Source organism: Shewanella sp. OMA3-2 (assembly GCF_021513195.1).
Taxonomy (GTDB): Bacteria; Pseudomonadota; Gammaproteobacteria; order Enterobacterales; family Shewanellaceae; genus Shewanella.
The window spans coordinates 3,788,678-3,809,279 of record NZ_CP090974.1; the positions used below are offsets into that span (position 1 = coordinate 3,788,678).

17 protein-coding genes and 1 pseudogene are annotated in these 20,602 nt (G+C 42.6%); 9 read left to right on the forward strand and 9 right to left on the reverse strand.

Going from position 1 to position 20,602, the window contains the following annotated elements; genetic code table 11:
- Nucleotides 1-7: 7 nt before the first annotated feature.
- Together L0B17_RS16695 and L0B17_RS16700 are read right to left on the reverse strand one after the other, a co-directional pair.
- On the reverse strand, nt 8-817 hold the full coding sequence (locus L0B17_RS16695; RefSeq protein WP_235086370.1) for a DUF4097 domain-containing protein: 810 nt from the start codon (nt 815-817) through the stop codon (nt 8-10).
- Complete coding sequence (locus L0B17_RS16700) at nt 818-1,942, reverse strand: IS630 family transposase (RefSeq protein ID WP_223418185.1); 1,125 nt, start codon at nt 1,940-1,942, stop codon at nt 818-820.
- Nucleotides 1,943-1,994: 52 nt separating this feature from the next.
- Here L0B17_RS16700 and L0B17_RS16705 point away from each other — a divergent pair, with 52 nt between their 5' ends.
- The 7 genes and pseudogenes from L0B17_RS16705 to L0B17_RS16735 all read left to right on the forward strand — a co-directional run bounded on the left by L0B17_RS16705 (nt 1,995) and on the right by L0B17_RS16735 (nt 7,830).
- Complete coding sequence (locus tag L0B17_RS16705; protein WP_223418192.1) at nt 1,995-2,258, forward strand: LexA family protein; 264 nt, start codon at nt 1,995-1,997, stop codon at nt 2,256-2,258.
- A gap of 384 nt (nt 2,259-2,642) precedes the next feature.
- Nucleotides 2,643-3,200, forward strand: coding sequence for an inosine/xanthosine triphosphatase (yjjX, locus tag L0B17_RS16710; protein WP_235086372.1), 558 nt, complete (start codon nt 2,643-2,645; stop codon nt 3,198-3,200).
- Nucleotides 3,201-3,206: 6 nt separating this feature from the next.
- Complete coding sequence (locus L0B17_RS16715; protein ID WP_336246479.1) at nt 3,207-3,695, forward strand: GNAT family N-acetyltransferase; 489 nt, start codon at nt 3,207-3,209, stop codon at nt 3,693-3,695.
- A gap of 131 nt (nt 3,696-3,826) precedes the next feature.
- Nucleotides 3,827-4,867: an NADP(H)-dependent aldo-keto reductase gene (locus tag L0B17_RS16720; protein WP_235086374.1), complete on the forward strand. Its 1,041-nt coding sequence runs from the start codon at nt 3,827-3,829 to the stop codon at nt 4,865-4,867.
- 95 nt (nt 4,868-4,962) lie between these two features.
- Nucleotides 4,963-6,196: pseudogene (locus tag L0B17_RS16725) on the forward strand (SufS family cysteine desulfurase).
- An 8-nt stretch (nt 6,197-6,204) separates the two neighbouring features.
- Nucleotides 6,205-6,654 (forward strand): SufE family protein, encoded by a 450-nt coding sequence (locus tag L0B17_RS16730; RefSeq protein ID WP_235086376.1) that lies wholly within the window; start codon nt 6,205-6,207, stop codon nt 6,652-6,654.
- A 15-nt stretch (nt 6,655-6,669) separates the two neighbouring features.
- Nucleotides 6,670-7,830, forward strand: coding sequence for a membrane dipeptidase (locus L0B17_RS16735; RefSeq protein ID WP_235086377.1), 1,161 nt, complete (start codon nt 6,670-6,672; stop codon nt 7,828-7,830).
- 340 nt (nt 7,831-8,170) lie between these two features.
- Here L0B17_RS16735 and cysC read toward each other — a convergent pair whose 3' ends face one another.
- The 5 genes from cysC to cobA form a co-directional block, all read right to left on the reverse strand.
- Nucleotides 8,171-8,794, reverse strand: coding sequence for an adenylyl-sulfate kinase (gene cysC, locus L0B17_RS16740; protein ID WP_235086379.1), 624 nt, complete (start codon nt 8,792-8,794; stop codon nt 8,171-8,173).
- 73 nt (nt 8,795-8,867) lie between these two features.
- On the reverse strand, nt 8,868-10,592 hold the full coding sequence (locus tag L0B17_RS16745; protein ID WP_235086381.1) for an SLC13 family permease: 1,725 nt from the start codon (nt 10,590-10,592) through the stop codon (nt 8,868-8,870).
- A gap of 3 nt (nt 10,593-10,595) precedes the next feature.
- Nucleotides 10,596-12,038 (reverse strand): sulfate adenylyltransferase subunit CysN, encoded by a 1,443-nt coding sequence (gene cysN / locus L0B17_RS16750; protein WP_235086383.1) that lies wholly within the window; start codon nt 12,036-12,038, stop codon nt 10,596-10,598.
- A 62-nt stretch (nt 12,039-12,100) separates the two neighbouring features.
- A complete protein-coding gene (cysD, locus tag L0B17_RS16755; RefSeq protein ID WP_235086385.1) occupies nt 12,101-13,009 on the reverse strand; it encodes a sulfate adenylyltransferase subunit CysD in 909 nt (302 codons plus the stop codon).
- A 69-nt stretch (nt 13,010-13,078) separates the two neighbouring features.
- Complete coding sequence (gene cobA / locus L0B17_RS16760) at nt 13,079-13,900, reverse strand: uroporphyrinogen-III C-methyltransferase (RefSeq protein WP_235086386.1); 822 nt, start codon at nt 13,898-13,900, stop codon at nt 13,079-13,081.
- Between the two features lie 236 nt (nt 13,901-14,136).
- Between cobA and L0B17_RS16765 the strand changes: the two genes are divergently transcribed.
- Nucleotides 14,137-15,006 carry a phospholipase A gene (locus L0B17_RS16765; RefSeq protein WP_443019965.1) on the forward strand — a complete coding sequence of 290 codons (870 nt, stop codon included), beginning with the start codon at nt 14,137-14,139 and terminating at the stop codon, nt 15,004-15,006.
- 73 nt (nt 15,007-15,079) lie between these two features.
- Here the strand turns inward: L0B17_RS16765 and L0B17_RS16770 are convergent, their stop codons facing one another.
- Together L0B17_RS16770 and L0B17_RS16775 are read right to left on the reverse strand one after the other, a co-directional pair.
- The gene (locus L0B17_RS16770) at nt 15,080-16,798 is read right to left on the reverse strand and encodes a hypothetical protein (RefSeq protein WP_235086389.1); all 1,719 of its coding nucleotides are present in this window, start codon (nt 16,796-16,798) and stop codon (nt 15,080-15,082) included.
- Nucleotides 16,799-17,523: 725 nt separating this feature from the next.
- The gene (locus tag L0B17_RS16775; RefSeq protein WP_235086391.1) at nt 17,524-18,501 is read right to left on the reverse strand and encodes a transposase; all 978 of its coding nucleotides are present in this window, start codon (nt 18,499-18,501) and stop codon (nt 17,524-17,526) included.
- A 127-nt stretch (nt 18,502-18,628) separates the two neighbouring features.
- On the opposite strand from L0B17_RS16775, the gene L0B17_RS16780 reads away from it, so the two are divergent.
- On the forward strand, nt 18,629-20,302 hold the full coding sequence (locus L0B17_RS16780) for an AAA family ATPase (protein WP_235086392.1): 1,674 nt from the start codon (nt 18,629-18,631) through the stop codon (nt 20,300-20,302).
- Nucleotides 20,303-20,602 lie beyond the last annotated feature (300 nt).

The following is a 20,602-nucleotide window of genomic DNA, read 5'->3' on the forward strand; positions in this document are numbered from 1 at the left end:
ACTAGCTTTATAAGTTTACTGGCTCATCAATATGTTGATATTTTACATCACCAGAACCCGCAGTGTGAATAGTTAGCCCTTTAGCATATTCAACATCGATACTGCCTGAACCGTCATTAATGCTAACTAATCCTGCTACATGCTTAATGACCATGCTACCTGAGCCGTCATTCACATCAAGGCTACCTTTAATATCGGTTACATCTATGGCGCCTGAGCCGTCTTTAATGCTTAAGTTACCCGCCACATGATTAATAGTTATGCCACCTGAACCGTCTTTAATGGTTAAATTACCTGACACATTTTGCACATCAATAGCACCTGAACCATCTTCAATAACAAGGTTTTCACCGCCATCAATCGTGATACTGCCAGAGCCATCTTTTAAGCTAATATCGGCATTCATTCCATGAATATCGATAAGGCCAGAACCGTCAGTAATATCCATCAGTAGATGTTGAGGCAAGGTCAAGGTGACATCGATATAAGGTGAGTCAACATTAATCCAGCTTGAGCTTGGCTCAACTTTAGCCACCAACGTAGCTTGGTCACCCTCTTTGACTAGCTGTAAAGTGATATCGGCATCATCATCGGCAAAAATATCTGCTATTAGCTTTATATTTTTGACGTTTTCATCGCCTTTAATCACTAACTTACCCGCGCCAGTTTGTGCAACTAACTTTTGAATATCAGTGCTGTCTAGCATAAGTACTTGTTGCCTTTGGTCAAAGTCGCTGGCGATGCTGTAAGACACATCAAACACGTCGGTATACATAATTAACAATGCCGCAGCAGCGCCTACTAGTACTAATTCCATTTAATTCTGACTGTTTAAAAACTTATAAGCTCGGTTGAGTTTCGACCGGGCGTTATCTACATCAAACATCCAATTAATACTAGCCTTCTCGTTATTCCTGGTTGTTTCCCAAGCCTTAAGAGAAAGCCGCAGATCATTCCACGTGCCAATTCGTCTATCCAAACATTGTCTGTTCATCACGCCTATCTCAATTTCTACCATATTTAACCAACTGGCATGTTTTGGGGTGTAGTGAAATTCAATTTTCTTCAAGATACGCCGAGCTTCTGCTGCTGGATAAGCTTTGTATAAAGAGCCTGGGGAGTGCGTTGTGTAGTTGTCTAAAACCAAGTGGATTTTATCGGCATCAGGATAATGAACATCAACCAAATCCCGCATACACGCTGCAAAGTCTTCTCGTTTCTTGGTTGCTGTTGCTTTAGCATGTCGCCAGCCTCTATGCCTATCGTACATCAGATAGATATTGGCCACATCTTCACGCCGGTACTCGTAATCTTCTTTAGCTAAGTGTCCTGGCGAAGCTAATTTGGGCGGTTTCACATGTGACACCAGTTGTTTCATTGCTTCATCAAAATTAACCACAGGATGTTTTTCATCCGCAGGCATTGCATAAATATCAAGTACCTCTTCCATCTGCGCAATGAAGTCGCTATCTAACTCGCCAATACACCACATCTTCTTTTGCCATGGTTTTAATTCATTGTTTTTAAGCCGTTGACGGACGGTTTCCAGCGATACGCTTTCAAGCTCTGTCAGCGTAATTAATCTGTCTGCGATGAGTGATAATGTCCAGCGAGCGCGGCCATCTGGTGGCTCGCTACAAGCAATGCTAACTAATGTTGCATCATCATTAGCTGAGAGTAATTTGGGTTGCCCTGTTCGTTTTCCTTCGGCGAGTGCGACCTTCAGTCCTTCTTCTACGAAGCGTTTTTTGGTTCGGTAAATAGTAGAGGTACTGGTATTGAGTAACTGGCTGATATCTTTATCACTGTGTTGATGTTGGTTTGCAAGCAACAGTATGTTGGCTCGTTTTAACAAGCGAGCATTGTGTAGGCCCTTGCTTAATAAAGTCTTTAAGGTGTGCAGTTCTTCTTGGGTCAACTCTACAAGGTAAGTGATATTCATGGCATGATACTCTCATCTATCAAAGACGATAATTGATCACAAAGCCTTAAAAATGTCGATCCCCACAGAGAAAAAAATTAATTCCGCATTTAGTGTGAAGCAAGGCCAATACCTTGCTTTCATTTATTATTACAGCAAAGTGAATGGGTATCCGCCAGCTCAGGCTGATATCCAGAAGTACTTTGGTGTTTCAGCCCCAACAGTTCATCAGACAATTTTGAAGTTAGAAACAGACAAATTGATCAGCCGAACTCCGAGAGAAAGTCGTTCTTTGAAAGTATTAATAAAGACCGATGAGCTACCATTGGAATGGTAGCTCAATCGATCATAACTAAATTGAAATGGTACTAGCACGACTTTAGTTTTCATTGTGGCCATTTTATTCTTCCTTGTTTTTATTTTATTGGCTTCAGACAGTTGAAACCGTCAATATAATTTGATCACTCTGTGTAAGATGTAATGGGTATTAAAAGTTAACACAGACTATTTACTGCTATTAAGTCATGATTAGCAATTGATCAGCAATTCGCGTACCACAATAGTAACAAGCTGTTTTATATAAACTAACTTAATTTATAATTAAAAAAACTTAAGTGAAAAACACCACAAATTATGATTTTTCACTCATTTATGTTCAAGTATCAACTTCTGCTATCATGGCGGTTATCTCTATGTAAATACAATAAGTAAAATGCATCATATGACTCAACAACACCTTACTATTCTTGTCGGTTCAAACAATCCAGTTAAAATTGCCGCCGCTAAAGACGCGATAAGCCAATACTACCCACACGCAGATATTAATTGCCAAGGTATGCATGCGCCATCATTAGTGGCAGAGCAACCCATGACAGAATTGGAAACTAAGATTGGTGCTATTAATCGCGCTAAATATTGTCAGCAACATGCTATTGAAACAAATCAGCCTGCGGATTTTTATATTGCAATGGAAGGTGGTGTAGATAAGTTTGACCATGGTGCCGCTACCTTTGCTTATATGGCAATAATTCATCAGGATCAACTTAGCATTGGCCGTAGTGCCTTATTGCCTTTACCGCAAAAAGTGTTTAACGCCTTACAAGCCGGTGAAGAATTAGGCCATGTAATGGACAGACTGTTTAATACCCATAATGTGAAGCAAAAAGGCGGTGCGATTGGTTTATTAACCCAAGGGCTAGCCACTCGAGGTAGCATTTATACCCAGGCGATTATTTTAGCGATGGCACCAATTATTAACCCTGAATTTTTTTCCGAGTAACTTACTATGTCTATTTCAGTCCCTAATATCCGCCGGTTAACCGCCCATGATGATGCCGCTATTGCAGAGGTTATCCGTCAAGTATCCGCTGAATATGGTCTAACACCCGATAAAGGCTTCAGTGTTGCTGACAAAACTTTAGATACCTTAAGCCAAGTTTATAGTACTGCCCGCAGCCAGTATTGGGTTATCGAGTTAGATGGTTTGATAATCGGTGGTGCCGGTATTGCCCCATTAACCGGTTACAGTGATATTTGCGAATTACAGAAAATGTACTTTTTACCGCAGGTTCGCGGTAAAGGATTAGCCAAGGAAATATCTAATTTAGCGTTCGAATTTGCTAAAGAACAAGGCTTTAAGCAGGTCTATTTAGAAACCACTGCGGTATTAGTTGAAGCGCTGGCGTTATATCAAAAACTCGGATTTGAGACTTGTAAACACCTTGGTGAAACCGGCCATGATGCCTGTGAAATTGCTATGTTGAGAAACCTTTAAGGTCATAGGCTTAGTTTAATCAAGTTATCGCTGACTTTTTAAGCAATATATTTACTGATGATTCAATAACCTTTGCAATCTGCTCAAAGCTTGATAGTTTTGAAGCATAAGGTTTCCATCAGGAGGATGATATGGAATATCGACGTCTTGGGCATTCAAGCCTAGAAGTAAGCAATATCTGTTTAGGTACCATGACATGGGGTGAACAGAATAATCAGTCTGAAGCATTCGAGCAATTAGATTATGCCATTGGGCAAGGGATCAATTTTATTGATACTGCAGAAATGTATCCCGTGCCGCCAACAGCAGAAACACAAGGTGAAACCGAACGAATACTAGGCCGCTATTTAAAGGCCCAAGGTAATCGTGATGAATTAGTCATTGCCACCAAAGTAGCCGCACCTGGGATGAAAAGTGGCTATATTCGGCCAAACATGGCATTAGATTGGCGTAACATTCATCAGGCAGTTGATGACTCTTTGTCACGTTTACAAATCGACACCATAGATTTATATCAAGTCCACTGGCCTGACCGAAATACCAACTTCTTTGGTGACATGATTTATACCCATGATGAAGATGAGCATTACACGCCTATTCTAGATACCCTTGAAGCCTTAGCTGAAGTGGTAAAACAAGGTAAAGTGCGCTATATCGGCATTTCGAATGAAACCCCTTGGGGTTTTACACAGTATCTGCGTTTAGCCGAAAAACACGATTTACCTCGTATTGTGAGTATTCAAAACCCGTATAACCTACTCAATCGCAGCTTTGAAATTGGCATGTCCGAAATAAGCTTACGTGAAAATGTGCCCTTATTGCCATACTCCCCGTTAGCGTTTGGCGCGTTAACCGGTAAGTATGAAAATGACCAATGGCCAGCAGGCGCTAGACTAACAATACACAAACGTTTTGCCCGTTATAACAGCACGCCAATGGCGTTACAGGCCACCCAGGCTTATGTCGACTTAGCCCGTGAGTTTGGCTTAAGTCCGGCGCAAATGGCATTGGCCTTTGTTAATTCTCGCCAGTTTGTTGCGTCCAACATCATAGGTGCCACTAACCTGCATCAACTCAAAGAGAATATCGACAGCCATAAAATCATCTTGTCTGATGAGCTCCATAGTCGATTATATGAATTAACCACACTGTACCGCTTCCCTTGCCCGTAAGCATGGCTTAGGTATAGGTTTAAAATCAGGTTAACCTTGCAATAGGCATCAATATCATTGAAGATCTTGATGCCTTTTTAATGAGTGTTAAGTGAATGACCGACAGCCAATTTGATCACCAAGCCATACGCAGCCAATTTCCGATCCTAGATCAGCAGCTAGGTGAACATTCGCTTTGCTATTTAGATACCGCCGCAACCAGCCAAAAACCGCAATGTGTGCTTGATGCGATGAATGACTACTATGTGCAAAATAATGCCAATGTACACCGTGCAGCGCATCAGTTAGCCGCCAGAGCCACGCAACAATATGAAAACGTGCGTATACAAGTGCAGCACTTTATTCATGCGGTCACCAGTCAACAAATCATCTTTACCCACGGTACTACTGAATCAATTAATATGGTCGCCCACGGGCTAACCGAGCAGTTTAAACCTGGTGATGTCATTTTAGTTGAGGGCGCCGCGCACCATGCCAATATTGTGCCCTGGCAGGCTTTAGCGCAACGAACTGGTGCCAAGGTTATCGCGATCCCGTTAGATAATAACGGTCAAGTTGATCTTACCGCTTACAATAGTTTATTAGCTCAGCAGCCAAAATTAGTGGCTTTATCCCATGTCACCAATGCACTAGGGATTCAAAATCCGGTTGCCGACATGGTGGCTAGCGCCAATAAAGTCGGCGCGATAACCTTAATTGATGGTGCGCAAGCCGTGGCGCACTTAGAGGTTGATGTAGAATCAATGGGTTGTGATTACTATGTATTTTCAGGCCATAAAATGTATGGACCTACTGGGGTTGGCATTTTATATGGCAAACTTAACGCCCTTGAAATACTTACCCCTATGCTAACTGGCGGTGAAATGATCAAAACGGTCAGCTTTGCTGGTACAAGCTATGGCGAGTTACCAAATAGATTAGAGGCGGGGACGCCAGCAATAGCAGAGGTGATCGGCTTAGGCGCGGCGATCAGCTTTTTTATCTAATTTACCTAAAATACAGATCCGTCAACACGAACAATATTTAATTCAATATCTTCAGCAACAGTTAAGCCAATTGGGCGATATTAACGTATATGGTGTAACGACTAACACCCCCAATATTGGCGCTGTGGCGTTTAATCTGGCTAATGAGCACCATCAAGATGTCGGCATTTTATTAGATCAGCAAGGCGTGGCTATCCGTGGCGGCCATCATTGTGCTATGCCGTTAATGCAAAGCTTACAGATTAAAGGCTGTTGTAGAGCCTCAATAGGGGTGTACAGCAATCAACAAGATGTTGATCGCCTTATTAGCGCACTGACTGAAGTAAAATCGATTCTATTGTAAGGTCAAACATGACTCACAACACCATACCAGCTTCAACCTTGTTCTTGCCTGTATCTGATGACTTGTTAACCGGCGCCAAGTTGATACAGCAAGCCAGTAATTGGCAAGAAAAATACCGTCAAATTATGCTATTAGGTAAAAAGCTGCCAAGCTTAGCAGATGAATATCGTCTTGAGGTCGCCCAAGTAAAAGGTTGTGAAAGCCAGGCATGGCTATATCACCGTCACATTAATGGCCAACATTTTTACCTAGCCGACAGTGATGCGCGTATAGTCAAAGGGCTTATTGGATTATTACTTGTGGCCACCCAAGGGCAAACCCGCAGCCAAATAGCGCAATTTGATGTCAGTGCTTACTTCGATAACTTAGGGTTAAACGGACAGTTAAGCCCCTCGCGTACCAATGGTTTGCACGCACTAGCACAAGCCATTAAACACTACGCAACTGAGACCTACTAAAAGGATAAATCATTAATGCCACATGACTTGCTCACCCGCCGTAAATTACTTAAAGGCCTTGGCGCAGCAGCGTTATGTAGTCCATTTCTGAGCCAGCAAGCCTGGGCAGCACGATCACACCCTTTATATATCGACGGTTTATCTTTTTTACCTAAGGATATTAACGATGTAAAAGCCTCTAAGTTGAGTGCCTTTATTGCCGATATTTCTGATATAGAAGCCATCAAACAGGCTGATGGCACCACCAATTATAAACGCAGTTATAATGCATGTATAAAAAGCATTAAAGCAGCCAAAGCAGTAGTAGATGCTAACCCAGAAGTCTACTTACAAGGGCAAATAGGCCTTGATGTTACCAGAGCATATGACACCAATCGTACCGCTGTATTTTTCCAAATTCAAGGTGCTGATTGTGTTGAAACTGACAGCAGCGATACCGATTGGCAGCAACTAGAAGAATTTAAACAGCAGGGTTTACGGGTTTTACAGCTCACCCATCATTACGGTAACCGTTTTGCAGGTGGCGCATTAGATAACAATGGCAAAATAGGGTTAAACTTACCTTTAACGCCAGCAGGCCATGAGTTAGTTGAGGCCATAAACCATCGCCATATGTTAATCGATGTTAGCCATTCCAGCGCAAAAACGGCACTTGATACCGCTAAAGCCAGTAACAGCCCAATAGTGCAAAGTCATGGCGCGGCAAGAAGCATGGTTAATCATGCCCGTTGTTCACCCGATGAGGTTATTCGCGCCATTGCCGACACCGGCGGCGTATTCGGTATTTTTATGATGAGCTTTTGGCTAACCAATAAACCTACCCCAACAATTAGCGACTACATTAAACAAATTGATCATGTGGTCAGAATTGCCGGAGTAGACAGTGTTGCCATAGCGAACGACTACCCGTTGCGGGGCCAGGAAAACTTACTCAAGCTCAATAATAACAATGCCGAAGGGGTAAAAGAGTACTTAGATTGGTGGCACAGCTTACAAGCTAAAAATGTATTAGGTTTTGATGTAGAACCAAAACATGTAGTGATCCCCGAATTGAACAATATCGATCGCATGAGCCTAATTGATGACGCACTGAAAAAAGCCCGTTTTAAATCATCTGATCGCGATCGCATCATGGGTGGCAATTGGCAAAGAGTATTAAAGCAGGTATTGATTTAATACAGTATTTAAGCATAAACAAGTCATTACATTTTGAGGTAATCTACCCAAATGATTTACATGGGAAACCTGACTATTAAGCCTAAATATGTGGATTGATTTAGTTGTATAGGGCCTACAGTTGCTGCAATGACTGGAAGAGAATATTGTCAAATGCTTTCAGGTTTATCATGTGGTGCGCCAGTATAAACCCAAGTTTATTGAACGGATTAAAAACATCTTAAGTGAATACGGATTAACCTCTTTACCCGCGGCAATCAGCTTACTTAAAACATTGTAATCTGCACCACAGTCGATGTGATAAACCACATCGACTGTGATTAGATCCAATCTGTTACGATTAAATCCCTAAACCTGCCATCATTTTTTCACCGTCAACAACTTGCAGCGCACTTAAGTAATCAACCAGGGCTTGTACTTGAGTGGCCAAATCACCTTTGCTGGTGTCTATGGTCAGTTCTGCTGATTCAGGATTCTCATAAGGTGATGATATACCTGTAAAGTTAGCTATTTCACCTTTACGTGCTTTAGCATATAAACCTTTAGGATCGCGTGATTCGCACACACTCAATGGTGTTGAAACATGCACTTCAATGAATTTGCCTTCAGGAAATAAATCCCGTACCCGCTCACGCTCAGCACGGGTTGGGGAAATAAATGCCGACAGCACGACTAAACCGGCATCAACCATTAGCTTGGCCACTTCACCGACGCGGCGCAAGTTTTCATCGCGATCATCAAGGCTAAAACCTAAGTCTTTACATAAACCATGGCGTACATTATCGCCATCAAGCAAGTAAGTATGAAAACCTGCGTTAAAAAGTGCATGTTCTAATGCGCCCGCTAAGGTCGACTTGCCTGAACCCGATAAGCCAGTAAACCATAATAATACTGGATTTTGATTTTTTTGACGCCCACGGGCGGCTTGATCTATTTCATGCTGATGCCAAACAATATCAGTCATAACAACTCCTTTTACACCATACGTTCAAACGGCATATAAAAACTAAAATTCAATACTAAAAATGACTCATTCATTAGAATGGGAAAAAATAGGGCACGGCAAAAATAACGGTCAGTGAATACACCACAGACAAAGGCAATCCTACTCGCACAAAGTCAGATAACTTATAATTACCTGCGTTATACACCATCAAATTGGTTTGATAACCGTAAGGTGAAATAAAGCTGGCACTGGCACCAAACACCACTGCCATAATAAACGGACGAGGGTCAACGCCATAACTGGTTGCGACTGCATAGGCTACCGGAAACGCTAACGCTGCGGCGGCATTATTGGTGATCAATTCAGTCACAATAAGGGTGATAAAAAACACCCCAACAAATGCTGCAAACACCCCATAACCATTAAATATACTGATAACACCATCAGCTAAATTTTTAGCTAAGCCAGTATCAATCATTAACGTGGCCAAGGATAAAGCACTGCCTACAATAATGACTAATTCAAGTGGGAAGCGACGTTTTAATTCAGACAAACTCACTGCACCAATAGCAAAGTAGCTCAGTAATAAAACCACCAATCCCTTTGCTAAAGGCAGCAGTTCAGTTACGCTGGCTAAGATAGTCAACACAAAGCCTAAAATCACCCAGTTACTGCGCTTATCATCTAATCGAACATTGAGATCTAAACCGCTAATCGCTGCAAAGTCGGTACTTAAATTAGGACTATTGGAAAATCGGTCCCCAGGGGTAATCAATAACACATCCCCGGGCTGAAGCACGATGTCGCCTAAGCCACCTTTAAGGGGAGCATGGCCTCGGCGAATTGCCATCACAGCCGAATCATAAATTTCACGAAAACGCGCATCCTTTAGTGTGGTACCAACTAATTTAGATGAAGGGCCTAAAACAGCCTCAACCAAATTTTGACCTTTAGCATGTTGCTTACCAAACCATTCAAGTCCATCAAATTGATGCAGTAGCTCAACTGACTCAACAGCACCACTAAAGCGCAACATATCACCCGCTTGGATCACCATATTAGGTGGTACGGGACAAATACGAATACCACTGCGTTCGAGTTCAACTAGGTAAAGCTTTTTCAGTGCACGTAGACGATTATCGACCACGCTATGCCCTACCAGTTTAGAGTGCTTAGCCACATGGGCTTCAAGTAAATAAGGTAATGCCTCATCAAGATTTTCTTCACGGCGATCAGGCAAGGTATTGGCTAACAGCATCAATACCGCTAAACCGGTTATCACCACTAAAATACCTACTTGGCTGAACTCAAAAAAACCAAGGGGCTCAAGCCCAGCATTTTCAACAAACGAGTTAACGATCAAGTTGGTTGAGGTACCAATTAGAGTTAATGTACCGCCTAAAATGGCGGCATAGTTTAATGGCAGTAATAATTTCGATGGCGCATGGGCTTGATTACGTCTTACTACACCGATTAACGACGCTACTACAGCAGTGTTATTGGTAAATGAAGACAGTAATGCGGTAGAAACACCCATTTTAGCTAAGGTACTAAATAAACTACCATTGCCAATAACCTGGCTTAACTTGCCGATTAACCAGGTCTTTTCGAGTGCTGTAGCGGCTAGCACCAACAGCACTAATACAATCAAACCATTATTTGTAAAACTCATTAGTGCTTGGTTAAGTTCAACCAAGCCTAATAAGTAGGCGCTTAATAGCGCCATAAAAAACATTGTGGCAGGTTTGGCAGCCCCAGCTATTAGGCCGCCTACCATTGCTAACAATATGATCGCTAACAACCACATTTCATTCATCAATTATTTTCCAATCAAACTGATGTCGCGAGCATTCCAGTGTGGAAAATGTTTGCGTACCAAGGTATTAAACTCAAGTTCAAACGCGCTAAACTCACTATTAGCTTGCTTTTCGCCTTGATAACCATCAACCACCATCACGGCTGCAACAGTGGCATTTGATAGGCGATCGATTAAGATCATTCCGCCGGTATCACGCACCAAACTGTAGGCATCTAATACTACGGTTTCGGTTAAATCTAACTTTACTCGCGCAATCGTGTTTAAGCTTAAAGACGTTGCCGCGCTGCGCTCTAGGGTATTAACGTCAACCACGTATTCAATTTCACTGACTACCGCTTGGGTTTTCTTACCAGCGACTTTTACATCGTACAGTTGACCAATCTGTAATGGCTTTTCATCCATCCACACAAGGTCGGCAACAATATGATTAGCTAAGCTTGGTGCACTGTCTGGTTTAGCCAATAAGTCACCGCGAGAAATATCAATCTCATCTTCTAGAGTGATAGTGACTGCTTGTCCTGCAACCGCTTCAACCAAGTCACCATCAAAAGTCACAATACGTTCTATTTTGCTGCGCTTGTTAGACGGCAATGCGACAATCTCGTCACCCACTTTTAAAATGCCTGACGATAAGGTTCCTGAAAAACCACGAAAATCAAGGTTAGGGCGCAGTACATACTGCACAGGGAAACGCGCCGGTAGCTCACTCAACTCACGTTGGGTGTCAATGGTTTCCAGTAGCGCTAACAATGTGCCGCCTTGGTACCAATCACATTGGCTACTGCGATTAACAACGTTGTCGCCATTTAATGCGGACAAGGGGACATAATGAATGTCTAAATCACCAAAATCACTGACAAACTGAGCAAAGTCAGCTTGAATATTATTGAAAACAGTTTGATCAAACCCCACTAAATCCATCTTATTGACTGCCACAACAAAGTGACGAATACCCAATAATGATGCAATAAACGCATGACGCTTAGTTTGAGTTTGTACACCGTAGCGGGCATCAACCAAAATAACGGCTAAGTCACAGGTTGAAGCACCCGTTGCCATATTGCGGGTGTATTGCTCGTGCCCTGGGGTATCAGAAATAATGAACTTACGTTTTTCACTAGAGAAATAACGGTAAGCCACATCAATGGTAATACCTTGCTCACGCTCAGCCTGTAAACCATCAACCAGTAATGCTAGGTCAATGGCCTCACCTGTAGTGCCCATTTTAGCGCTATCATTTTTTAAAGTAGCTAATTGGTCTTCATAAATTTGCGCGCTGTCGTGCAATAAGCGTCCAATAAGAGTACTTTTGCCATCATCAACACTGCCACAGGTTAAAAAGCGCAAAAGACCTTTGTTTTGCTGAAGGGCTAAATACTGTTTTACGCCATGCTCTAAAATTTCAGCGGCCATGCGAGTTGTGTTATTTTCTGCTTGATTCATATTCTTTCTCACTCAATTTGAGTTTATCAACCTGATGTCTAAAACCATGTTCAATACTGAACTTAGAAGTAACCTTGACGCTTCTTATGTTCCATCGACGCGCTTTGGTCTGAGTCAATCAGTCTACCTTGGCGTTCACTTGAGCGAGTCAGTAGCATTTCTTCGATAATTTTTTCTAAGGTATCGGCATCAGATGGCATTGCAGCGGTTAATGGATAACACCCTAATGTTCTAAAGCGGACTCGCTCTGTGGTGACTTGTTCACCCGCATCTAACGACATACGGTCATCATCTTTCATGATTAGCTGGCCACCCTTGTTCACTACAGGACGGTCGGCTGCGAAGTATAAAGGCACTATTTCAATATTTTCTTGGTAGATATATTGCCAAATGTCTAACTCAGTCCAGTTTGATAAAGGAAAAACCCGAATACTCTCGCCTTTGTTAACCGCGCCGTTATAGGTGCGCCACAACTCTGGACGTTGGTTTTTAGGGTCCCAGCGGTGGTGTTTATCACGGAATGAATAGACACGTTCTTTGGCTCGCGATTTTTCTTCATCACGGCGTGCACCACCAAACGCAGCATCAAAACCATATTGATTTAAGGCTTGTTTAAGTGCTTGAGTTTTCATGACATCAGTGTGTTTAGCGCTACCGTGAGTAAACGGCCCAACGCCCTGCTCGACACCTTCTTGATTTGTGTGCGTCAACAAATCAAGACCAAATTTTTTGGCTTGTGCGTCGCGAAAGGTAATCATCTCTTTAAATTTCCAACCGGTGTCAACATGCAATAACGGAAATGGGATCTTACCTGGATAAAAAGCCTTACGTGCTAAATGCAGCATGACTGAAGAATCTTTACCAATTGAATACATCATCACAGGATTATCAAATTCAGCGGCAACTTCACGAATAATTTGAATGCTTTCTGCTTCCAGTTGTTGTAAATGGCTTAATGAACGACCTGCCATGATGGATCTCCGTTTGCTAATGTTGCGAATAAAGTGAGCCACTTGCGCGGCCCAATAATTTAATTTGGTTTATAGTGCGCTTGCTGTAAAACTGGTTTTAGCAGATTCGGTGGCAGCGGTTTGTGGTTGAAACCAATTCAAGGTATCTGCCAACTGTACAACTTCGCCAATAATCATTAATGCTGGCATCACTAACGCGGGATCTGCTGCAATTAGGCCTAATTCCCCTAAGGTGCCAATAAAGCATTGCTGTTCTTGGGTTGTGGCTTTAGACACAATTGCAACTGGAGTATTAGCGCTGCGACCTGCATTGATAAGTCCTTCGCTGATCACATCAGCATTTAGAATGCCCATGTAAACCACCAGCGTATTGTTTGGATTGGCATAACCTTGCCAATCCATTGGACGACTGGCTAATTGGCAATGGCCGGTAATAAACGTCACGCCCTGGGCATAGTCTCGGTGAGTCAGCGGAATACCTGCATAGGCTGAAGTGCCACTTGCAGCGGTAATGCCGGGAACCACTTCAAAAGCAACACCCGCTTTCACTAAGGTTTCTAGCTCTTCACCGCCACGTCCAAAAATGAATGGGTCGCCGCCTTTTAAACGCACCACATTTTTACGGGTATAAGCTTTAGTCACTAATAACTGATTAATTTCATCTTGGCTGGCACTGTGTTTTCCGGCACGTTTGCCCACCGCTATTTTTTCAGCGCCATGGGGAATTAAATCTTGAATATCTTGGCTAACAAGTGCGTCATACAAGACCACATCTGCATGCTTAATAATACGATAAGCTTTGAGGGTTAATAGCTCTATGTCACCAGGGCCGGCACCCACTAGCCACACTTTACCTTTAGCCTGCTGACCTGGTATTGATACTAACTCCATCGCACTTACCTCGTGTTCTTTGATAGCATCAAATATAACGGTTTATATATTCCAGATATAATAGTAAATAGTTAGTTTTTATTCCATTTAGCTATAAGTAGAGTGCGACTTTTAGCTCGATATCAATCAAAAAATAAAATTTCACATGATTTCATTCAAGTATTGCGCTTACAATGCTATTACATGACAAGAACACTCTTAACGGACTAATGACAATGAGACACCCAAAAATTTTGATGCTACTGCCCTTAGTCGCAGGTATTTTTTCTTCGGCTTTAGTTGCAGAAAACTCACTGCTTGATGAACGGGTTAAAGATGAACTTGCAACATCAGAAAAACCTTTTGTACTGACTCCCCATAGACCTAACTACATTCTTCCGGTGACATACCAGTCAAACCCTAACAACACCCCATTTGAAGAAAAATACCCAGATCAGGATATACAGGTAGATGATATTGAAGCTAAATTTCAAATCAGCTTTAAATTCCCCCTTGTGTACAATATGTTTGGCGACAATGGCCATTTATTTTTTGCCTATACTAATCAGTCATATTGGCAGCTCTATAATAAAGAGGTGTCATCACCTTTTAGGGAAACTAACCATGAACCCGAAATGTTCATGTTATTCAATAATGATTGGAAAGTGGCTGGTTTAACCAATTCGTTTTGGGGATTTGGCGCGGTACATCAATCAAATGGACAAACCGACCCATTATCGAGAAGTTGGAATAGACTATATGGCACTATGGTATTTGACCGTGGCCCCTTTGCATTAGGTATCAAGGCGTGGTGGCGTATACCCGAAGATGAGAAAAACTCACCAACGGATTCTAGAGGTGATGATAACCCTGACATTGATGATTACATGGGTAATTTTGAGGTCACTGGCGTTTATGGTTTAGATGCTCACAGATTTACTATGTTGCTGCGTAATAATTTGGCCAGTGATAATAAAGGCGCTGTCGAGTTAACCTGGAGCTACCCTATCATAGGCAATTTACGTGTTTACACTCAGTACTTTAATGGTTACGGCGAAAGCTTAATTGATTACAACCATCACAATCAGCGCATCGGTATTGGTGTGGCATTAAATGATATTTTGTAAAAATCAGTACTATTAAAATAAAAAAACCTAGCAACAAGTGCTAGGTTTTTTATTTTAAAGCACTTGTTACAAATTACTTAGCGGCTTTAGTATTCACTTTAGAACCAATCTCAATGCCTTTAGCATTGATATCAATCGTCATTTGCATACTCATATTGTAATCTTTCATCATAGATAGCTCTTCCGGAATTTCTTCACCGCTTTGCTCTATCATGGTCATCACTGGCGATAACATTTTCTCGTAATCAACAGCTAAGTTAAGCAAACCATTTGAAGTTAATGCTTGTTTACCTAAACTATCCGCTAACTTTTGTGCTTCATCACCGGCAAACAAGACTAAATGCTGACCTTTTACCGCCATTTTTGCTTGTACACCAAATTCTGGTGGTAACATTAATAGTGAAGTCACATCAACCGCTTCACCATCAGCTTTTAAATTAACTTGGGCTAAAGGTGGATACATAGGTTTAACCATATCCAGTAACAGGGTTGGATTTTCAGCAGACATAGTCACTAATGCATCTAATTTGTCAAAAGCAGGTGAACCATTAGCATCTTTTAACTGATAATCAACTACTGTTAGGCTTAACCCTTTAACGCCATTAGCCATACCTGTCATCATACCAATCATGGCAGGATTGAACTCTTCTAATGCATATTGGCTTTCAGCTAAAGGCTGACATTGGTAGCTTGGTGTTTTTAAATCTTTCCACACTGCATTTAAAGATGGTGCTAACTGAGCCACATCAATACCTAAACCAAATGACATAATATGATCGGCAGCATCTGCACCAAAATCAGGAATAAAACCTCGCATTTTAGATAATGCATCCAGTATTACCGCATTTTTACTTTCAATCACAAAACGCGCATCAAATGTACTTTCTTCACGCGAGACAGAATAAGACTTAAATCCCATTACCGAACGAGGCCAGTTATTAGCAATCCCCATAAGTTCAGTTTGACAGTGTTCATTGTGTAACTCAGCAAATGGGTCTTCATCCTGAAGTGAAGCTAATTTAGTAATTTGCTTGGCTAACATATTGCCATCGGTAGAGGTGATACCTTTAACTAACTCAACATGGTTGATAAAACTAATACTGTCTTGCATAAAGCCATGTTGCTTAGCGATATCTTGTAGCATAGTGGTGGCAGAAATTGGGTTATCGACTTTTTTGGCACCTAACGCAGTTTGTAACAACTCAACTTGGTTAAATGAGGTGTTTAACGTAACGGTTAACCAGCCTTTATCTTCAGCAAAGATAATATCCACTGTCTCGTCAGAATTTTCACCCGTTAACCGATAAGCACGATATTCAAGCTCTGCTGTAGTGCCAACAGTGTGCGTTAAGCCACTCTCTTGCTCAGCGCGATCTAACTCAGCCCAAAATGCCTTCGCATCAGCCAGTTGAAGCTTCATCACTGGTAAAGCGCCTAAAGTATAGAAGTAACTTTGCATCTCATTAGGTAAACCATAATGCGCTATCAGCTTGTCAGGCTCAGTCATCAATGTAAGATATTGCTTATAAAGACTTAAGAAAAACTTCTCGTGCGGCTCAGAAAAATCGCTTAATTCACCAAGCTGCTCAACTGAATAACCTTGAGCATTTCCTGCAGCGCTATAAAGATAATCTTTAAATGGAAAAGGGCTTAATTGCCCTGAAAACGCTAACGTATCTGCTGGAATATAGTCCAACATAGGATTTGCGACTACCGAGTTAGCTTGTTGGCTAAAATAATATCCACCCGCACCAACCGCTAATACAGCAACTGCAACAGCCATTTTATTCATTTATAAACTCCAATTTATTCACTATTTAACTCTTCCATGAGAGTCACGTGTATTTTATGTTGGTCAAAAGTACCTATTTCCAAACTTTCAAAGACATAGGCAAACGATTCAACAATTTAACATTAATTCGACCTTAACGCATTAGCTTAGGCTTCTATTTAATTATGATTATCATTTTAAATAGTTAACCTCAACGTAGGTTGAGAGATACGATCAATATGCTAAATTTAATACCTTTAGCTCAGCCTGCAGGGCTTAAAGATTGAGTGAAATAAGATGATGCCAAAAACACCAACTTGGTTTTGTCCAGAAATGAGTTAACTTTTGTTTTGATTTATCTTTGCCACGACCATCAATGAAACTAAATCGAAGAAACAAAAATTCGGGTGCAGATGAGCCAGCGAGTATTCAAAACATGGATGTTTTGGTTAAGCCCACATGGACGTGCTTGCGGCGTCTCGCTGGATCATTTGCACTTGCTTTTTAACCAAGCTGCTTTTTAACCAAGCCACCCATTTTAGTTATGGATAAACATAACGCCTTTTCACTTTGATTGCGATAGCCCTTATTACTATTCAAATATAAAAAATGAACTAAAATTATCAATAAACTGAATGTGTTGTAGCAAAAGGTGACACTGCCGTAAATTTAAAGCAGCTCTAGTGACTTGATATCAATCAAGCTGGAAATGAGGTTGTGGTAATTTGTATTTTAGACGTTAGCTATTAAGCACATAACCAACGCTGGCAGTTTGACGCGCCTTGTCGTCGCTTTCGCTCTAAATGCTCACAATATTCGGTTAATGCGGATAACGCTCCGACAGCACCTTTAAATAACGCGCCAAACTCACTAGTGATTTTTAACCAATTCTCGGCAGGAATATTCAGTCTGGTTAGAATGTGCTGGCTACTGGCACTAATGGCACCGCGTTTGTCTTCTCGAATAATTCGACCGGTATCTTCAACTAAGACGATGTAGTCTTTTACACTGAACATTAACCCATTAGGCATATTTAAACGCTCATTACCCACAAACGGTAATAGTTCAGTTGGTTGCTCACCTTTCATTGCTGAATTTATACGTCGTTGAATACTGGTGTAATCTGAGGTTTCAGGGGTTGCAGCCATTTTGGCTCTGACTGGGTTTAAATCGACATAAGCCATACAGGCTAATATAGCGGCTTCATCGAGTAGCGCTTGGGATTTGAATCTACCCTCCCAAAATCTGCCTGTACACTTATCTTCTTTATTGGCCATTCTAGCAATTGGCTCGCTCAAAGAGCGCATAAACCAACTGATATCCATTAAGCGCTTACGGTATTCGCTAATGCATTCATTGACAGTTTGTAATTCAAATTGGTTAAGATCTTCGCCCTTAAGATATTTATGCGTTAACAAAGTGCCTTTAAAACCTTTGTGCCATTGAATTAACACGTCCTTATCTGACCAATCTTTTCCTTTGTCAGCATCAACTTTAACCACCACATGCACATGGTTACTCATGACGGCATAAGCACAGATATCAATAGCAAAAATGGTCGCCAACTCAAGTATGCGTGAATCGACCCACTCTCGTCGATGCGCGAAATTCTCACCTGTAGATTTATCTATCCCACATAGAAATGCCTTACGAACGACCCGTGAACAGCAGTGATAGTAAGGTGTATCTTCTAGGCTAACGATTGTCTGTCTGGGTCTGGCCATCTTTAATTACCGTGTTAAAAAAAGGTAAATAAAGCGTAGTTCACTGCTCGGTATTTAGCCAATAATTATGGGTGGCCATGTTATTTGATGTTATTTTGCCGATATTGATGCCATCCGGCAACCGGATGTGCTGCCTTTTCCGGAGCCGCTGCCTTTGCAACATATCTTAGATAAGTTGATTGAGTCCCAAGCGGTGTTCCGCTTGCAAGATATCCATGCGGCGGTGGGCGTAGAGGCCCAGTTTAATCATGTGACGCGATTGGACATTGAAGATACGGTGCGTGAGCTGCTCAGCGATAATGCCATGGTGAGCCTTGGCAGAGATTTGAGCAACAACCAGATTTACACCACTAAAGACATGCTGGCCATTGAGCAAGATTTGTTAAAGCATGCGGACATCATGCACGCGAGCAAGCATTATAAGCTTGATGAAAACACCATCCAGCACGCGATTAACCAACAAGGTCAGCAGCAGGGCTTTGCCCTATCTGACGAGCAAGTCGAAGCGGTATTCTCCGTCTGCCAGTCAGGACTGGACATCATCCAAGGTCGAGCCGGTGCCGGTAAGTCCACCTCGATGCAGGCCATGCGCATGGCCTACGAGTCACAAGGCTTTAGCGTCCGTGGCGCTACTGTGGCAAGACAGGCCGCCCAGCAACTTGAACAGGATACCGGCATTGAAAGCACCACCTTGGCCAGTTTGCTCAATGAATTAGGCAAAGGAAACAGCCAAGCTAAATTTAAAGACACGGTGATCTTGCTCGATGAAGCCGGACAACTGGCCACACCTGACCTGTTGCAACTGATGCAGGCGGCGCACAGCGCCGGAGCCAAATTGGTACTGGTGGGTGAGCAACAGCAGATGGACGCCATCACCCATGGCGGCAGTTTGCGTTATCTCAGTCAGCGTCAGGGCTGTGCGCGGATCAATATCATACGCAGGCAACGTGAGTCATGGGCGCGGACGGCGGTCAATGACCTTAGAGGCGGCAACGCCAACGCCGCACTGGCCAGCTTTCAGGGTAAAGGCTTGTTGCATATTGAGGACACGAGTCAGGCCGCCCGTGAGCAGTTAGTGGAGCACTGGCAAGCCTACACACAAGCCAATCCCGACAAGGAGGCCATGATAATGGCGCAGCGCTGGAAGGATGTTAAACCCTTAAATGACCTAGTGCGCAAGGTGTACCAAGACCAAGGCAAGCTCGGCACGGAAAACATCCTGACCGAATGTGTAGTGTCCAACCAGACTTTGTATTTTGCCTTCTCCAAGGGCGAGCGGGTACGCTTTACCAAAAACGATTACCAGCGGGATTTCACCAACGGCCAGCAAGGCACCATTACCCAAGTGCTGCAACAGGGGGAGGATATCCGCTTTGTAGTGAAGCTCGATAACGGCCGCACGGTGAGCTTTCAGCAGTCCTATTACTGTGACGAGCAAGGCAGGCTGCAACTGGTACAGGCCTATGCCAGCACAGTCTACAGCACCCAAGGCGCTACCGTCGATGGCGATACTTTTGTGCTGTACACCACCGCCATGGACAGAGCGGCCAGCTATGTGGCTGGCAGCCGTCATAAAGACAACTGCCATTGGTTCATCAACGGCCAAGAGCTGGATGCGCAAAGCGGTCAGGCAGACAAAGGCCAGACGCCGGACACAGAAATGCGGCTGAAAACCTTGGCCCGCTACATGAGTATCAATAAACACAAGGCCATGGCCAGTGAGTATCTTGCCGAGCAACAGGCCGAACAAGCAGCCGAAAAACAGATCAAAAAGACAACCGATAACGCGCTGGCAGCATAGGCCAGAGACAACAAAGCCCGCAGTGCGGGCTTTGTAATCACGTTAACTGACGGACTTAATATTGTTAACTATGGATTCCTCGATAAATTTCTCAATAATGCAATAATGCAATAACTTACCTAGCACTGGTAACGATTTTGATTCCTGATGCGTCGATTGTACTCACAACAAATGAGCTCCCCACATCAGTACCATCAAGCATTGACCTGTTGACTGGCGACTTAAGATTTAACTCTTTATATTTGGATTCACTCATGATGAAACATTCATCACCGTCAGATGTCTGAAGCTTGAATAGCC

Bases quoted from the DNA above. Each gene is read 5' to 3' on its own strand.
- L0B17_RS16695 (WP_235086370.1), bottom strand. From the start codon at position 817: ATGGAATTAGTACTAGTAGGCGCTGCTGCGGCATTGTTAATTATGTAT.
- L0B17_RS16700 (WP_223418185.1), bottom strand. From the start codon at position 1,942: ATGAATATCACTTACCTTGTAGAGTTGACCCAAGAAGAACTGCACACC.
- L0B17_RS16705 (WP_223418192.1), top strand. From the start codon at position 1,995: ATGTCGATCCCCACAGAGAAAAAAATTAATTCCGCATTTAGTGTGAAG.
- yjjX (WP_235086372.1), top strand. From the start codon at position 2,643: ATGACTCAACAACACCTTACTATTCTTGTCGGTTCAAACAATCCAGTT.
- L0B17_RS16715 (WP_336246479.1), top strand. From the start codon at position 3,207: ATGTCTATTTCAGTCCCTAATATCCGCCGGTTAACCGCCCATGATGAT.
- L0B17_RS16720 (WP_235086374.1), top strand. From the start codon at position 3,827: ATGGAATATCGACGTCTTGGGCATTCAAGCCTAGAAGTAAGCAATATC.
- L0B17_RS16730 (WP_235086376.1), top strand. From the start codon at position 6,205: ATGACTCACAACACCATACCAGCTTCAACCTTGTTCTTGCCTGTATCT.
- L0B17_RS16735 (WP_235086377.1), top strand. From the start codon at position 6,670: ATGCCACATGACTTGCTCACCCGCCGTAAATTACTTAAAGGCCTTGGC.
- cysC (WP_235086379.1), bottom strand. From the start codon at position 8,794: ATGACTGATATTGTTTGGCATCAGCATGAAATAGATCAAGCCGCCCGT.
- L0B17_RS16745 (WP_235086381.1), bottom strand. From the start codon at position 10,592: ATGAATGAAATGTGGTTGTTAGCGATCATATTGTTAGCAATGGTAGGC.
- cysN (WP_235086383.1), bottom strand. From the start codon at position 12,038: ATGAATCAAGCAGAAAATAACACAACTCGCATGGCCGCTGAAATTTTA.
- cysD (WP_235086385.1), bottom strand. From the start codon at position 13,009: ATGGCAGGTCGTTCATTAAGCCATTTACAACAACTGGAAGCAGAAAGC.
- cobA (WP_235086386.1), bottom strand. From the start codon at position 13,900: ATGGAGTTAGTATCAATACCAGGTCAGCAGGCTAAAGGTAAAGTGTGG.
- L0B17_RS16765 (WP_443019965.1), top strand. From the start codon at position 14,137: ATGCTACTGCCCTTAGTCGCAGGTATTTTTTCTTCGGCTTTAGTTGCA.
- L0B17_RS16770 (WP_235086389.1), bottom strand. From the start codon at position 16,798: ATGAATAAAATGGCTGTTGCAGTTGCTGTATTAGCGGTTGGTGCGGGT.
- L0B17_RS16775 (WP_235086391.1), bottom strand. From the start codon at position 18,501: ATGGCCAGACCCAGACAGACAATCGTTAGCCTAGAAGATACACCTTAC.